Consider the following 15,368-nt stretch of genomic DNA (forward strand, 5'->3'; position numbering starts at 1 on the left):
GCGTTTGATCCTGCAGTTTGAGCCCTATGGGGCTCATCTTTACCGTGGCCTGTGTTCGGCAGGCCCACGCTCCCTGTTCTATCGCCATGCGCTAGGGCAGGGAGCAATGACCACGAGTCCCAATCTATGGAAATCCTGATACAACAACTAATAAATGGCCTGACCGTGGGCAGTGTCTACGCCCTGGTGGCGCTGGGCTACACCATGGTGTATGGAATTATTGGCCTGATTAATTTTGCACACGGTGATGTCGTCATGGTTGGGGCGATGCTGGCTACGACAGTGGTGTTGTCGTTGGTCGGCGCGGACCCGGCAGGGCTGTCCGCCTGGCTGATGGTGGGACTGGCCCTTCTGGCCGCGATTCCGGTCTGCATGGGCATAGGCTGGACGGCAGAGCGTTATGCCTATCGTCCCTTGCGTCGTGCTCCCCGTCTGGCGGCATTGATCACGGCTATCGGTGTGTCCTTTATTGTGCAGAATCTGGCCATGATGATCTGGGGGCGCAATTATTTGAGCTTCCCGCACATTATTGAGCCGATGGTGTTCCAACTGGGCGAAGCGCGCATCAGCTTGCTGCAAATTCTGATTATTGTTGGTGCCGCTGCGATCATGTCCGGCCTGATGGTGCTGGTGCACCGTACCCGTCTGGGCACGGCCATGCGTGCCACCGCCCAGAACCGGGAAGTGGCCGGTTTGATGGGGGTGAACATCAATACGGTGATCTCCGCAGCCTTTGTGATTGGCTCGGCCTTGGCGGCTGTCGCAGGCGTCATGATCGTGACCTACTACGGTGTTGCCCAATACACCATGGGCTTCATGCTGGGCCTGAAAGCCTTTACCGCCGCTGTTTTGGGTGGCATTGGCAATTTGGGCGGCGCCATGCTGGGGGGCTTGCTGCTGGGCCTGATCGAAGCTCTGGGTGCAGGCTATATCGGCGACCTGACCAATGGGGTCTTTGGCAGTAACTATCAGGATGTGTTCTCTTTTATCGTACTGATCCTGGTGCTGATTTTCCGTCCCTCGGGCTTATTGGGTGAACGTGTGGGAGATCGCGCATGAGTCTGAATCAAACCCTAAGTGGCGCTGGCTCCAAACAGCGTCCCGCAACACCCGCTAAAGTCTGGGTCGGTGCGCTTCTTATCGGTGTGGTGCTGGCCATTCTGCCGTTTGTTTTGGGGATGGCCGGTCAAAGCTGGGTCCGCACGCTGAACTTTGCCCTGCTGTACGTGATGCTGGCCCTGGGCCTGAACATTGTGGTGGGCTTTGCGGGTTTGCTGGATTTGGGCTATATCGCCTTCTATGCCGTTGGGGCCTATGTCTGGGCCATGTTGGCCTCACCACATTTTGGTCTGCACTTGCCGTTCTGGATGGTGCTGCCAGCCGGGATCGCCTTGGCGGCCGTATTCGGTGTGCTGCTGGGCTTTCCGGTGCTGCGCTTGCGAGGCGACTATCTGGCCATTGTGACGCTGGGATTCGGAGAAATTATCCGTATCTTCATGAATAACCTGGATGCGCCCGTCAATATCACCAACGGCCCGCAAGGGATCAACCGGGTCGATACCTTCAAGATTGGCGACTTCATTTTCGGCAAGGCGGAAACCCTGTTTGGCATACGGATTACCGGGCCAGAGAAATACTATTACCTGCTCCTGCTGATCACGCTACTGATTGTGTTTATCTGCGTACGCTTGCAGCACTCTCGTATTGGCCGTGCCTGGGAAGCCATTCGTGAAGACGAAATCGCGGCCAAGGCCATGGGGATCAATACCCGTAACGTCAAACTGCTGGCCTTTGCGATGGGTGCAACGTTTGGTGGCGTGGCAGGGGGCTTGTTTGCTTCCATGCAAGGCTTCGTCAGCCCAGAGAGTTTCAGCCTGACAGAATCCATTTCCGTGCTGTGTATGGTGGTGCTGGGCGGCATGGGCCATATCCCCGGTGTGATCGTGGGAGCCTTGCTGCTCTCCGTATTCCCGGAGCTGTTGCGCTCGGTTGTGGTTCCGCTGCAGCAAAGCGTGTTTGGTGATGTGATTCTGGATCCGGACGGCATTCGTATGCTGCTGTTTGGCTTTGCCCTGGTACTAGTCATGATCTATCGCCCTGAAGGCCTGTGGCCCTCTGCGGTGCGCCGTCGTGAGCGCAAAATGAAGCAGGTGCAAGCATGAGTCTGACCATGAACCAACACGTAAAAGACGGTGAGGTGCTGCTGCAGGCAGAAGGCTTGTCCAAACGCTTCGGTGGTTTGCAGGCCTTGTCCGACGTCAGTTTCAGCATTCGCAAGGGCGATATCTATGGTCTGATCGGTCCGAACGGAGCGGGTAAAACCACGCTGTTCAATGTGATGACGGGCTTGTACATCCCCGAGTCGGGCCGCTGTGCCTTTGCCGGTCGCAACCTGACCGACTGCAAACCCCATCAAATCGCTGAGTCCGGTTTTGCGCGTACCTTCCAGAACATCCGCTTGTTCGGCAGCCTGTCTGCCCTGGAAAACGTCATGATCGGCCGCCACGTCCGCACTCGTGCAGGCGTGTTGGGCGCGGTATTGCGTAATCGCGCTACCCGTCAGGAAGAAGAACAGATCGAGGCCCGTGCCTACGAGCTGCTGGATTACGTCGGCATTGCCCAGCACGCCAACGAGATTGCACGCTCCCTGTCCTATGGCGACCAACGTCGCCTGGAAATTGCCCGTGCATTGGCAACGGATCCTATGCTGTTGGCACTGGACGAACCCGCTGCCGGCATGAACCCGTCCGAGACTGTCGTCCTGCGCCAATTGATTGAAAAAATCCGTGGTGACGGCATTACCGTCCTGCTGATCGAACATGATATGAAGCTGGTGATGGGCCTGTGCGACCGGGTTTTAGTGCTGGAATACGGCAAAGTACTGGCCGAAGGCAAACCCGCCCAAGTCCAACACAACCCGCGTGTGATTGAAGCCTATCTGGGCGCAGGTGCCGCCAAAGACATGGGTATTACCGTTGAAGAGGAAAAGTCATGAGCACAGAACCGTTAATGCTGGATATTCGGGGTCTGGATGTGGCTTATGGCGGCATTCGGGCGGTACGCGGCCTGGACCTGCGAGTGGGCAAGGGTGAACTGGTTTGCTTGATTGGTGCCAACGGCGCCGGTAAAAGCACCACGCTGCGAGCGATCACAGGTCTGGTGCCTGCGGCCGCAGGACAGATCGAACATCAAGGTGAAAGCATCATCGGCCTGCCATCGCACCAACTGGTGCGCCGTGGCGTGGTCATGGTGCCGGAAGGGCGGGGGATTTTTCCGCAACTGACGATCGAAGAAAACCTGGCCATGGGGGCGTATACCCGTAAGGACCACCACGAAGTCCGCCAGGATATCGAGCGTATCTATACCTTGTTCCCGCGCCTGGCCGAGCGTAAGAAACAATCGGCAGGGACTTTGTCCGGTGGGGAGCAGCAGATGGTGGCCATGGGACGAGCCATGATATCCCGGCCTTCATTGCTGCTGCTGGATGAGCCGTCCATGGGCTTGGCGCCGATCATGGTTGAACGGATTTTTGAACTGATCCAGACGATTGCTAAAGAAGGTGTGACGATTTTGCTGATCGAGCAGAATGCGCGACTGGCTTTAGAGTTGGGGGATAGGGGATATGTGATGGAATCAGGCCAGATTATCCTGGAAGGCCCGGCTGCGCAGTTGCTGCATGATCCGAAAGTGAGGGCGGCTTATTTGGGGGAAGAGGATTTTGCGGCGTAGGTAGTACGATATCTAAAGAAAAGCCAATCAACCTTTAGGTTGATTGGCTTTTTTTGTGCTGGGTTTTATAAGTAGCGCCGAGTCATGTACGGCTGTCTGCTTTCGGCCCATAGCTGCCACTGGTGGGATCAAGAAGTAGACATTCAATGCTTGATGAATTAAGTCGCACCACGAAGTGGCGTCGGCTTGAATGAATCTTTAGGCCTAAACCGAGTAATTGAAGTGTGTGCCATGTCCATAATCGTACAGTGCGGTTGAGTGACCGTTAACCGTGCCACTGAAGTGACTGCTGGAGCCATAGTCATACCCTTTATACTGATTGCCGTTGATCTCAAGACTTACATGGTGTGAGTGGCCATAGTCGTAGAGGTTGAAGCGACCGCCAGAGCCGCTGCCGCCAAAATGAGCAGAACGACTGTAGTCATAAACATTGATGTTTGACTCGGAGATGGTGCCTCCGATGCTGACATGCCTACCTTGAGAGTAGTCGTACACCGAGCTTGATTGCTTGCCTGAGATCAGCCGCAGGGCTACATAAGCAGCGCATGCTCTTGTATCAGCTTCCATAATGCTCCCCTGTAGGCCTAACGTAATGTAGAACGCACCAAGCCGCAGGCCAGATCTGGCGCTTGCTGTCTAAATCGGCACGAAAAAAATGCAGAAAGGGGGGTAACCTAGCTTGACGGCGCGTATTCTGTATGGGAATACACTGACAAATTCAGCTATGAAACCCACCTCCCCCCTGTGTTGCGCGCCACACGGCTGCTAGAGCAAGTCCGTGAGCGAATTCGTTATAAACACTATAACCTATGAACTGAGCAGGCCTACGTGCAGTGGTTACGCATGTTTGTGAAATGGCATGGTTTTCGGCATCTGCGAGACATGGTGCAAGTGCAAAACGAGCGTTTTTTGGGCGTGTTGCCCAGGCACTTGCGGCCCGGCTGAATGACGGCTTTTGAGCGCTCATCTGTAGGACTGCTTAGGGCCGATTTGTGACTGTCGCTGAGTGGCCATGAACGGAAATTCAAGGGATGCAATTGAATATCTGTTTTACTGCCGGGGCGGGGCGCTCTGCATTTTGCTAGGCGTGGAAACAAGGTCGAAAACCTTGTGATGTCGTAAGCCCTTCTCTGTAAGGACTTCATCGACGTTGCAGAACCAGCCGCCTCTTACATTCTTCCAGCCGTATCTCTGCATCAATTGCAGCGTCTTGATGTTTTCCGCTGCGTCTGCTTCCTCCTTGTTCTTGACTACCCGCCTGTTGCATTCCACCAGTACCGCCCCTCCATGAAGGCGTGTCCAGACAGCGCCTTCACCTTTTTCATGCTGTGCATACCGCTTGTAAGGGCTTGCCGTCTGGCCAACGTAATAGCAGTCGTTGTTGAGTTTGTATACGTAGATGTAAGTGACCATCATCTTCGATAGAACAAAAAATGACTTAACAATAAATATCACGAGACAAGTGATACTGCTAGCTCCCCGAAACTGAGCTGCCCAAGTCAGCCGGTTGCTGCCCATCGCCAAGGGCCGTTTCAGGTCGATTGGAGCCGGTCACGACGGTCTGCTACCGACCCTATGCTGTCCTTGAGTTTTTGGTAAAGCGGACCGTTAACTTCAAGCGAACAGGCCGGCGAAGGTAAGTGCCGTAGCTGATCGGATTGGTCGAAGGCTTCGAGGCCTCTGTGTTCACAACATCGGAGCTTGTATCCGCTGCAAAATGAATTCGGACAATTTCTCTGGAGAGAGAGTTCTGGCATCGACATACCCATCAATCGATAGAAGGCCATCGACGGGAGCGTCATCAAACCTAATAAACATAATCTGATCGTCCTTCTTATGCTTGATGAGGTCTCGGATTGCTCGCCACTCAAGACCACACCATTGCTTCTCCGCGTACTCTTCGCACAAAAAGATAACTATGAGATCGGCTTTATTTCGGTATACATCTTGCAATAATATGTCTAAATTGGGCTTAGCAAGCTGAGCTTGATAATCGTAATCATAGAAGATGGAGTCTGGCGGCAGGTGCGGCCGAAGGGCGGCGACCGTGGCGGAGACATACTGTCGTCGTTCGCCTGGAAATGACATCGCCACTTTAAATTGGAGTGCTGACAGCGGCTTCGCCGACATATCCACCTTTTCAATTGAGCGCGCTGAGTAGAGCCTTTCCAACGCGAGCAGGGAGAGAGTAAACGGATCGGGATCGATGCGCTGAGCCCGATCCCTACCAGGATTAGTCAATGAGAGATGGAATAACAGGTAGTTCAGCCAAAGTGCAAGCGGATTGTCATTCGATACTGCGGCTGGTTTGGCTTGCGCGCATCTCTTCAATTCGGCATCAAGTAGCTCCCGAACCATCTGCGATTTAAGCGAGCGCGCTTCATCCTTGTCGAATAGAGCCCCCGCGCGCTGCGCCATGCGGACAAACAATTCGCAACCCTCACCCTCGAGTAAGCCGAAGCAAGAAAGCTCGGCACCTCGAACTCCCCATGTCAGGTCGCTATTCTCCAAGTTTTTGGCGAATTCTCCAGCGTCAGTGTCGCATTGGATCGCACCGTAGTACTGCCATAGCATGATCGCATGATGTGGCTTCGCGATTGGGCGATTGAAACTGGGGCCATCCTGCGTTACATACATTAATGAAAGCGTCAGCGGATAGAAATTCGCAGCTTCCGCCTCAAAGGCTCGGATCAATCGATTCAGTTCATCCGTTTTCTCAACGAGAGCCATGATATTTCCATTGAAAGGGAGCAAGACGCTCAATTTCGTTTTAACAACCAACTATTCGCTATAGACCAACAACCGCTTCTTAGCTTCGAACTATTAAGTTCCCCCGAAACAGCTATAGCGACTGGAGTCCTGAGAAGCAGGCTTGGGCACAATGCCTATTAAGCAGGTGAGAATAGCAGCGTTTAACAACGTCATCATAATAAAGACTTCGAACAGCTGCTACAGGCAAGCAAGGCCAATGTCTTGTTGTGGCCGAAAGCAGACCGCATAGTAACTGACAAAAAGTAACGCGTCTCTACGTTTGATAAATAGCGAACGGCTCCGTTCGTTAAATATTTTTATCTAGTAGGTAATTAAGTGACGTGAGAATTTTAAAGGTCTTTAAAGCGCAGAATGCCGATGAGGGTAAAGCATTAGTATGCTTAGGTGATGTTTTGTTTTTTTTGTGTAGAAAAGTTATGCCAGCCCGTGATTGGGTAGATATATGTGCTGCAAATAATAATTAGCGGTTTTGGGTGGGCTCTGGGTGGCTGTAAATCTTTACCATAGCAACTCTGGATATCACCGACAGGTTGTGATGTGGATATAGCTAGCTTCAGCTATCCAAAAAGACAATGGGTCGAGCATGCCCCCCATGCGAATGACTCCGTTGTAAAGACCCGCCAAGGAGAATAAAGAATGGATTTAGGAATTACCGGACAACGTGCTCTGATCTGTGGGGCATCGAGTGGTTTGAGGCTGGCGTGTACCCAGGCTCTCGCCGCTGAAGGTGTAAATGTCACCCTAGCATCCCGCAGTGAGCACAAGCTACAAGAAGCCGCCAAGCAGATTGAGACATCGACTGGTGTTGCAGCTAAATGGATTGCCGCCGATCTTTCTCAGGCGGCCGACAGACAAGCCGTAGCTGCCGCGTGTTCGGATATCGACATCCTGGTGACCAACGCGGGCGGGCCTCCGTCTATGCCTTTTGCTCAGTTAGAGGCCACTCACTGGCAAGCCGCGCTGGAGCAAAACTTCCTGGCAGCGGTGGAGCTAATTCAGGCTGTGTTGCCAGGCATGGTAAGCCGCCGCTTTGGCCGCATCGTCAATATCACCTCAGTGTCCGTCCGTTCGCCTGTGACCAACCTGGAGTTGCCCACTGCCGCCCGTATGGCCTTGACCGGTTTTGTTGCCAGCGTGTCTCGCGAAGTAGCCCAGCATAACGTAGCGATCAACAACCTGTTGCCCGGCACCATCATGACGGATCGCTTGCGAGAGTTGGGTACTGTTGCAGAGAAAATGATTGCGTCTGTACCAGCAGGATGAGCTGGAACACCGAGTGAATTTGGTGCTGCATGTGCTTTCTTGTGCAGCGAGGCCGCAGGTTTTATCGTGGGCCAGAATTTGGCTATTGATGGCGGTTTGGTACGAGCTACGATCTGAGTTATTGAGTTTCAACCATGAAGGGGCACACCATGAGCGGTAAGACAGCATCGCCTACATCCACCAGCACAACAGGGAACACAGCAAAAAAACAAATCGGCATTGTGCTGTTTGATCAGTTTGAAACTCTCGATGTATTCGGGCCGGTGGAGATGTGGGGTGGGATGCCGGATTACGAGATGGTTATGGTGTCTCAGCAGGGTGGGCTGGTGCGTTCGTCTCAAGGGATAGAAACCCAGACTTCCTATAGTTTCGAGACGGCTCCGCAGTTTGACATTCTGATGGTTCCCGGCGGTATGGGAACGCGTAGCGAAATCAATAACGCTGCCATGTTGGCCTTCATTCAGAAGCAGGACAAGGCAACGCAGTGGACGGTGTCGGTTTGCACGGGGGCGGCCTTATTAGCCAAAGCCGGTGTTCTGAAGCAGCGGCGGGCTACGTCCAACAAGCTGGCGTTTGATTTTGCGGTGGCTCAGGATGGGGATGTGCTTTGGCAGAAGCAGGCCCGCTGGGTGTTTGATGGCAAGTACGTCACATCCTCGGGTGTGTCAGCGGGGACGGATATGGCCTTGGCCCTGGTCGAGAAGCTGTATAACCGTGAGCAAGCTGAAAGCATCGCGCATTGGACCGAGTATGTCTGGAACAGTGATCCGACGATTGATCCGTTTGCGCGCTAAGGCCGGTGTTTGTTGGGCGAAAGGTTTAGGAGTCGTGGGTCTTAGCGTGGGTAGCTGAGAGAGTGTCGAGAGTGTCGGAAATTTTGTGTTCGGGCCTATGATTGCCAAAGAACGACTTGCAATTAAGCAGCAACGCCAAACAAGGCACCGACGCCAGCCGTCAGTCCCATCGCCAATGCCCCCCAGAAGGTCACGCGGGCGGTCGAGACAAATAGAGGAGCGCCGCCTGCCTTGGCAGCGATCAAGCCTAACAGTGCCAGAAAAAGCAGTGAGCTGCCTGCGACATACCACATGAGTGTAGCCGTTGGCAGCAGCAGAACCACAAGCAAAGGAAGCAGGGCGCCTGCTGCAAACGTCGTAGCGGAGGCCAGTGCAGCCTGTACCGGTTTGGCCGCCAAGGTCTCGGATATGCCAAGCTCGTCTCGTGCATGGGCCCCGAGTGCGTCGTGAGCCATGAGCTGGGTCGCTACATTTGAAGCCAGGTTTTCATCCAAGCCCCGATTGACATAAATAGCAGTGAGCTCTGCATGTTCTTGTTCGGGGTCCTTAGCCAACTCTGCCTTCTCGCGGGCCAGATCCGCATTCTCTGTATCGGCTTGGGAGCTGACCGACACATACTCACCCGCCGCCATAGACATGGCCCCAGCGACCAGGCTGGCAACGCCGGCCACAAGAATGCTCTTTGCGCTTGCTCCTGTGGCGGCCACACCCAAGACCAAGCTTGCTGTAGAGACAATCCCGTCATTCGCACCAAGAACCGCAGCACGAAGCCATCCTGTCCGGTGCGTCTTGTGTCTTTCTGTATGTCTCATGGGTAGCCCCAGGTTGATGTGTGATTACGTACTGAACCGGTGGTGTGACGAATGACCCGCTTACGTTAAGCACGCGCTTTCAGTCTCGGCATGTAATTAGAAAGTATTTGGATCAATAGTAATTCGATGTTGACGCTAACAGTCTCTTCAGTACCTTGTTTTCAGCAGGAAACGGCGGTGAATCCATATACAAAATCCTTCCTTTGTTCCTGACTGACGTTAGCCAGACTGGCAATGTTAAATTCGCCGTCTGTCTGTTTGAGTAAAGCTTGGGTTCAAGCAAGCCTGGAACGGACGACCTAGCAATGTGGGTGCCGCAACGTGATCATTTTAAGTGGCTGCGGGAAGGCATGGTTCTGTCTCGCAACGGCATGGACGACGATCTCGGCAGCCGTCGCAGGCCTTGATCGGCATACTTACCAGCAGCCGTTTGGTAAGCTGGTGATTGGCATCGTTAGCGAGTAAGACCTCGTTGGCGTGACTGCTTGCTTTCCTATCCTCCATTCAAAGAAGGTGCTCCATGAAGATTTTGATGATTCTTACTTCGCACGATCAACTGGGCAACACTGGCCAAAAAACGGGTTTCTGGCTGGAGGAGTTCGCCGCGCCTTACTACGTCTTTAAGGACGCGGGCGCGCAGATCACGGTCGCCTCGCCGCAGGGTGGACAAGTGCCACTGGACCCAAAGAGCGATGATCCAGCGGCGCAAACCGATGACACCCGCCGTTTCAAGGATGATCCGGCGGCTCAGTCTGTATTGGCCGAGACGCAAAAGCTCATGGACGTTGTGGCCACCGATTTTGATGCCGTGTTCTATCCGGGCGGCCATGGGCCTTTGTGGGATCTGGCCGAAGATCCCACATCGATCGCATTGATCGAAACCATGCTGGCCGCAGGCAAGCCGGTTGCTGCCGTCTGCCACGCTCCAGGCGTGTTGCGCCATGTGAAATCGGCTGACGGCACACCGCTGGTTCGAGGCAAGTTGGTTACAGGTTTTGCCAACAGCGAGGAAGAGGCTGTCGGTCTGACCGACGTCGTGCCATTTCTGGTGGAAGATATGTTGAAAGGAAATGGTGGCAATTACAGCAAAGGCAGTGACTGGCAACCTCATGTGGTCAGCGATGGCCTGCTGATCTCCGGTCAGAATCCGGCGTCATCCAGACCCGCCGCCGAGGCCTTGCTGAAGATGTTGGGGTGAACCCGCCTAGCCAACGATGCTGTGAGCAGCATCGTTGGTGCAGTGATTCTTTTTGCTTGGTTAGCCGATAGCCGTCTTTAGTGAGCGACTGTGATCGATCCGAAGCAGCCAGTCACGTCGCAACGGGTCAGACGACATGTATTGGAGTGAAATGGTTAGAACCTTATCCTTAGCCCATCATCGGCTTTCGCTGCTTCGCGCATCTCTCCGACCACAACATAGACTGATAACGTTGACCACTGCCTGGTGCTTTGGTGCACTGTGCTTTCCCTGTATGGCTTCGCTTCCTGGCATGTAAAACGAGGCTTTTTCAGTTGCACATGAGCGAAACAGCAGTTGTGATCAAGAATGGGCATTGCCGCTCAATGGTCATCGAAACGCTCAATCAATTCCGTGAGGGTCAATCTGGCAGTTAATCGAACTGTTAAATTACGCCATTGTTTTTTCATCCTCATCCTCCGATTCAGCCTGGAAGACCTCAATCAGCTTCTGATTGTAATCATCCAGATAGGTCTGCAAGCCTTCACGATCGATGAGGCGAACACCAGCCGTGTAAGCAAGCTCTTTGGCCGATTTCGTGTAATAGGAATTGGTCACGACCATGGCTTCGTCGCAACCGTAGAATGCCTTGGCCGAGATCGCTTGTTGAACGGCGGCATTCCCAACGGAGCCAGTGTAATTTTTTGCTTGGATCACCATATTCTTGCCGAACCGACTCACAAACAAATCGGCACCCTGGTCAGCGGTCTTCTTCGTTTCTTTCACGTCGAAACCGATGGTTTGGAAAACTTCCATCAAAAAGGCCTCGAACTGGAACCCGTCCATTGCGTCCACCAGATACATCGTGATGAACCGGTTCGGATTGAAGTGTTCAAGCTGATTTCCCAGCCGCTCGACGAGAACGTCGAAGTAGACCTGCTCACAATGGTTCAGCCCTGATAGGAAGGCGGACAAGGAAATCAGAGGAATATTCACCGTTGCGTTCGCTTGAGCGTTGAATTGAATATCCGGGTAGGAAATATCATTTTCCCAGAGGTAGTAATAAAACAGAGCAAGATCGGATCTGAACGTCGTTCCAGCCTCGTCGATCCATGATCGAAGAGTCTCGGTCAGGTCGGCTTTTATGTGACGGCTGAGCTCTCTGGAGAAGCCAAGGTAAGTTGAGTTGAACGAAGTCGTCAGAAGCAGCTTGTCCAGCAGTGAGGGCAAGCCTTCAAGCTCATCAAACCCCTTACGAATCAGCACCTCTCTGAAGAGCTCACGTTCAGTGTAGACACCTTCGGGCCTAGGCCCCGGCATCCCGACGTCGTTGGACGTTGACGCAGTTTCCCGGGTGGTATGGATGAAATTTGTGAAATAAGGCTGCTTAAGCTGCGCGTATTTTCTCAGTACATTGTTAAGCAAATCGTTCAACTGTGCTTGCTCTTTCTTCTTACCCAGAAAATCTTTGATAAGTCCTTTGGACTGATACTGAAAGTCAGGGTAGAAAGAGGGGTCAAGCGGGGTCAACTGCTGAGTTGACAGCGCAGCAGACGGTGATGTGTCGGAGCTGTTGCACCAAGGGCAGGCCGTCTCAAAAGTTGTTCTGTTGCATCCGTGGCATTGGTAAATCATGCATATCCTTCCCGCGCTGAAGACAGATCTGAGGTGCAAGACTTTATCTATCAGTTTCGATCAGTGGCCACTGGATATGAATCTGACGCCCTGAAAAGCCTCTGCATTTGATCAAAGACGGTAGCCTATTGTTACCTTTCCGTCTACGGGGGTCTTCCACCCTCAGGTGCTGTGTAGTGCCCATAGCCATCTTGAGATGGCTGCTTCTAGCCGTGAGCCGACATCTTCAGCGATTTACACCCGTCAAACCTGTTTTTACTCATCACCTTTAGCGCGGAAAGAGCTATTTATGAGCCTTATGTTTCGCTAAACATTTGAGGTAAGTCTACTTCCAATGCTCCTTGCGCCAAGCCTCTTGCTCTCCAGCATCAAGAAAAGTCCAGGCCACGAAACGGCTCTGTTTTTGTCCTTGCGTCATTTCTACGGTTTTGACCTTAACCGCCTTGGCCTTCTTTAAGGCATTCAACACACTGGGTACATTCGATGCTTTGGACACCAAGGTGCTGAACCAAAGCACTTGCCCGCCTACGGTCACGCTTTCTTCTATCATGCGGCGGATGAAAAGCGCCTCGCCGCCTTCGCACCATAGCTCCGTATTCTGCCCACCAAAGTTCAATACAGGAGCATTGTGCTTAGGTGCAGCCTTGCCTAAGCCACGCCATTTACGTTGACTGCTGCTTACCGCTTCTTCCTGCGAGGAATGGAAGGGTGGATTGCACAGCGCCAGGTCAAAGTAATCGTTTGTGCCCAGCAAGCCCTTGAAAATATGTCTGGGCGATTTTTGTTGGCGTAGCTTGATTGCAGCCGATAAACCAGGATTCCCATGAATAATGCTTCGTGCTGATGTCAGTGCATCAGCCGAGATGTCCGAGCCTAGAAACTGCCAGCCATATTCGGCATGGCCGATCAACGGGTAGATGGCATTTGCACCTACGCCAATATCCAGGACACGTACCGCCTCACCATTAGGAATGGCCCCCTTATTGCTGTTAGCCAGCAGATCGGCCAGGTAGTGTACGTAATCGGCTCGACCCGGAATGGGAGGGCACAGGTAATTGGCAGGAATATCCCAATGCGCTATGCCGTAAAAGCTCTTGAGCAGGGCGCGATTCAGAGTTTTGACGGCATTCGGATCAGCGAAGTTGATACTCTGATCACCGTACGGATTCAAGAAAACGAAAGCGGCCAGTTCGGGCGTTTCTTTGATCAGAGCGTCAAAGTCGTAACGGCCCTGATGGCGGTTGTGCGGGTGGAGCTGGGCCGCTGTTTTGTTGGAAGTGGGTAATTCAGCCTTGGAATTACCTGTTTTTGAAGAGCGCATTGAAGTCCGAAATTGGCCTGGGTAAGTCTGAGTCGTGGCACTAGTACGTTGTTAAAGCAAAGTGCCAGGACTAAGGAAGGAGCGATGCTTGCTGTACTACGTCGCTCTGCATCGCATCCTTCCCTAGTTTTAATGCTTAGTTCTTGCCTGTGCTGCCGAACCCACCCGTACCACGCTCGGTCTCGGTAGAGAACTCATTCACAAATTGCAGTGCTACTTGCACCACGGGTTGGAACATCAGTTGGGCGATACGCTCGCCGGGCTGGATCACATAATCCTGGTCGCTGTCGTTGGCCAGAATCACGCCGATTTCGCCGTGGTAGTCGGCATCAATGACACCAATGCCTTGGGCAACACGCACGCCGTGCTTCAGGGACAGGCCCGAGCGCGAGGCGACGATGGCCACCAGGCCAGGGTCCATCATATTGATGGCCAGGCCGGTTCTAACTAGCGTACGGCCGCCTGCGGGCAGGGTAACGGCTTCGCTCAGGCAGGCGCGCAGGTCCATGGCGGCCGAGCCGTCCGTGGCATAGCTGGGGGCTTCAATAGTGGTGCCCAACAAGTCATTGACGATGCGAGCTTCAATACGGCGATGCATAGACGGTATCCTGAAAAAAAAGAGGCAGCGCACCTGCTTTAGCGCTGCCCGTCATCATAAAAGAGAAAAGGGTTTAAAGCCGCTGGGCGATATCTTGAACCAGTTGGCGCGCCGCCAGCAGTTTATCCTGGGCAGGCCAGTGCATATGGCCTTGCTCGTCAAACAGCACCAGTTCGGTGTCGTCGGCGTTCATGGCGCGCTGTGCCAGGTTGGCAACCAGCAAAGGCACATTCTTACGCTGGCGCTTGGCCTGGGCGTGCTCGATCAGGTTGTCGGTCTCGGCGGCAAAGCCGACACAGAAAGGACCGTTTTTCAGTGCGGCAACTTCGGCCAAAATGTCGGGGTTGGGGCTGAATTGCAGGTCCGGCGTGGCTTGTTCGGAGGTCTTTTTGATCTTGATGTCGCTGGCATTGCTGACGTACCAGTCTGCTACCGCTGCAACGCTGATGAAGATATCGGCATCATCCACTTGGGACATGACAGTGGCGTGCATTTGCCGGGCCGTTTCCACATTGATGCGGCGTACCTGGTAGGGCGTTTCCAGTGCAACAGGGCCGGAGACCAGCGTGACTTGTGCACCCGCTTCCTGGGCTGCACGGGCAATGGCGTAACCCATCTTGCCGGAGGAGCGGTTGCTGATGACGCGCACTGGGTCAATCGGCTCGCTGGTCGGGCCAGCGGTGATCAGAACTCGTTTACCGGCCAGCAGCTTGGGCTGGAAGAAGGCGGTCAGTTCAGCCAGCAGTTGGGCCGGTTCCAGCATGCGACCGTCGCCGGTTTCACCACAGGCCTGGTCGCCGCTGCCGGGGCCCAGAATATGCACGCCGTCGCGGCGCAGTTGTTCGACATTGCGCTGAGTGGCCGGGTGCAGCCACATTTCCCGATTCATGGCCGGGGCGATCAGCAGGGGGCAGTGTCCACGGGCCACGCATAAGGTGCTGAGCAAGTCGTCGGCCAGACCGTTGGCCAGCTTGGCCATGAAGTTGGTGCTGGCGGGGGCGATCAGAATGGCGTCGGCATCCCGGCTAAGCTGGATGTGCGCCATATTGTTGGGAACACGCGCATCCCACAGGTCGGTGTAGACAGTACGGCCCGACAAGGCCTGAAAGGTGACCGGGCTGATGAAGCGTGTGGCCGATTCGGTCATGACTACATCAATCCGGGCACCCAGGTCCTGGCTGCGACGCAAAAGCTCGGCAGTTTTATAGGCAGCGATGCCGCCGGTGATGCCAAACACCAGTTTTTTATTGCTAAGCATAGGACATGA

14 protein-coding genes and 1 pseudogene are annotated in these 15,368 nt (G+C 53.9%); 7 read left to right on the plus strand and 8 right to left on the minus strand.

All coding sequences use genetic code 11. From position 1 onward, the window contains the following. The first annotated feature begins 126 nt into the window (after positions 1-126). From OKX01_RS07210 to OKX01_RS07225, 4 genes are read left to right on the plus strand one after another with little or no spacing between them, the layout of a single operon-like run. Positions 127-1,059 (plus strand): branched-chain amino acid ABC transporter permease, encoded by a 933-nt coding sequence (locus tag OKX01_RS07210; protein WP_094196387.1) that lies wholly within the window; start codon positions 127-129, stop codon positions 1,057-1,059. Next, positions 1,056-2,162: an ABC transporter permease subunit gene (locus tag OKX01_RS07215; protein ID WP_376912741.1), complete on the plus strand. Its 1,107-nt coding sequence runs from the start codon at positions 1,056-1,058 to the stop codon at positions 2,160-2,162. The genes OKX01_RS07210 and OKX01_RS07215 overlap by 4 nt, the downstream gene beginning before the upstream one ends. Beyond that, complete coding sequence (locus OKX01_RS07220) at positions 2,159-2,995, plus strand: ABC transporter ATP-binding protein (protein ID WP_162988132.1); 837 nt, start codon at positions 2,159-2,161, stop codon at positions 2,993-2,995. The genes OKX01_RS07215 and OKX01_RS07220 overlap by 4 nt, the downstream gene beginning before the upstream one ends. After that, positions 2,992-3,729 carry an ABC transporter ATP-binding protein gene (locus tag OKX01_RS07225; RefSeq protein WP_108727311.1) on the plus strand — a complete coding sequence of 246 codons (738 nt, stop codon included), beginning with the start codon at positions 2,992-2,994 and terminating at the stop codon, positions 3,727-3,729. The genes OKX01_RS07220 and OKX01_RS07225 overlap by 4 nt, the downstream gene beginning before the upstream one ends. A 204-nt stretch (positions 3,730-3,933) precedes the next feature. On the opposite strand, the gene OKX01_RS07230 is transcribed toward OKX01_RS07225, so the two are convergent. The 3 genes from OKX01_RS07230 to OKX01_RS07245 all read right to left on the minus strand — a co-directional run bounded on the left by OKX01_RS07230 (position 3,934) and on the right by OKX01_RS07245 (position 6,459). Further along, positions 3,934-4,296: a hypothetical protein gene (locus OKX01_RS07230; protein WP_264672694.1), complete on the minus strand. Its 363-nt coding sequence runs from the start codon at positions 4,294-4,296 to the stop codon at positions 3,934-3,936. Positions 4,297-4,779: 483 nt separating this feature from the next. After that, positions 4,780-5,145 (minus strand): GIY-YIG nuclease family protein, encoded by a 366-nt coding sequence (locus tag OKX01_RS07240; protein WP_264672695.1) that lies wholly within the window; start codon positions 5,143-5,145, stop codon positions 4,780-4,782. A gap of 270 nt (positions 5,146-5,415) precedes the next feature. Continuing rightward, a complete protein-coding gene (locus OKX01_RS07245) occupies positions 5,416-6,459 on the minus strand; it encodes a TIR domain-containing protein (protein WP_264672696.1) in 1,044 nt (347 codons plus the stop codon). Positions 6,460-7,137: 678 nt separating this feature from the next. Here OKX01_RS07245 and OKX01_RS07250 point away from each other — a divergent pair. Both OKX01_RS07250 and OKX01_RS07255 read left to right on the plus strand, forming a co-directional pair. Further along, positions 7,138-7,881 (plus strand): annotated as a pseudogene (locus OKX01_RS07250) (SDR family oxidoreductase). A gap of 32 nt (positions 7,882-7,913) precedes the next feature. Continuing rightward, a complete protein-coding gene (locus OKX01_RS07255) occupies positions 7,914-8,558 on the plus strand; it encodes a DJ-1/PfpI family protein (RefSeq protein WP_264672697.1) in 645 nt (214 codons plus the stop codon). A gap of 122 nt (positions 8,559-8,680) precedes the next feature. On the opposite strand, the gene OKX01_RS07260 is transcribed toward OKX01_RS07255, so the two are convergent. After that, positions 8,681-9,370 (minus strand): VIT family protein, encoded by a 690-nt coding sequence (locus OKX01_RS07260; protein ID WP_108727312.1) that lies wholly within the window; start codon positions 9,368-9,370, stop codon positions 8,681-8,683. Positions 9,371-9,890: 520 nt separating this feature from the next. Here OKX01_RS07260 and OKX01_RS07265 point away from each other — a divergent pair. Beyond that, positions 9,891-10,568, plus strand: a complete 678-nt coding sequence (locus tag OKX01_RS07265) for a type 1 glutamine amidotransferase domain-containing protein (RefSeq protein WP_264672698.1) — start codon at positions 9,891-9,893, stop codon at positions 10,566-10,568. A gap of 429 nt (positions 10,569-10,997) precedes the next feature. Here the strand turns inward: OKX01_RS07265 and OKX01_RS07270 are convergent, their stop codons facing one another. From OKX01_RS07270 to coaBC, 4 genes are all read right to left on the minus strand, one after another. Continuing rightward, positions 10,998-12,182 carry a restriction endonuclease gene (locus tag OKX01_RS07270; RefSeq protein WP_264672699.1) on the minus strand — a complete coding sequence of 395 codons (1,185 nt, stop codon included), beginning with the start codon at positions 12,180-12,182 and terminating at the stop codon, positions 10,998-11,000. Positions 12,183-12,507: 325 nt separating this feature from the next. Beyond that, positions 12,508-13,503, minus strand: coding sequence for a 23S rRNA (adenine(1618)-N(6))-methyltransferase RlmF (rlmF, locus tag OKX01_RS07275; protein WP_264672700.1), 996 nt, complete (start codon positions 13,501-13,503; stop codon positions 12,508-12,510). A 136-nt stretch (positions 13,504-13,639) separates the two neighbouring features. Next, positions 13,640-14,101, minus strand: a complete 462-nt coding sequence (gene dut, locus OKX01_RS07280) for a dUTP diphosphatase (RefSeq protein ID WP_264672701.1) — start codon at positions 14,099-14,101, stop codon at positions 13,640-13,642. 73 nt (positions 14,102-14,174) lie between these two features. Continuing rightward, a complete protein-coding gene (gene coaBC / locus OKX01_RS07285; RefSeq protein WP_249462112.1) occupies positions 14,175-15,359 on the minus strand; it encodes a bifunctional phosphopantothenoylcysteine decarboxylase/phosphopantothenate--cysteine ligase CoaBC in 1,185 nt (394 codons plus the stop codon). Between the last annotated feature and the right edge of the window lie 9 nt (positions 15,360-15,368).

Source organism: Alcaligenes sp. SMD-FA, from assembly GCF_025960365.1.
GTDB classification, from domain to species: domain Bacteria; phylum Pseudomonadota; class Gammaproteobacteria; order Burkholderiales; family Burkholderiaceae_B; genus Alcaligenes; species Alcaligenes aquatilis.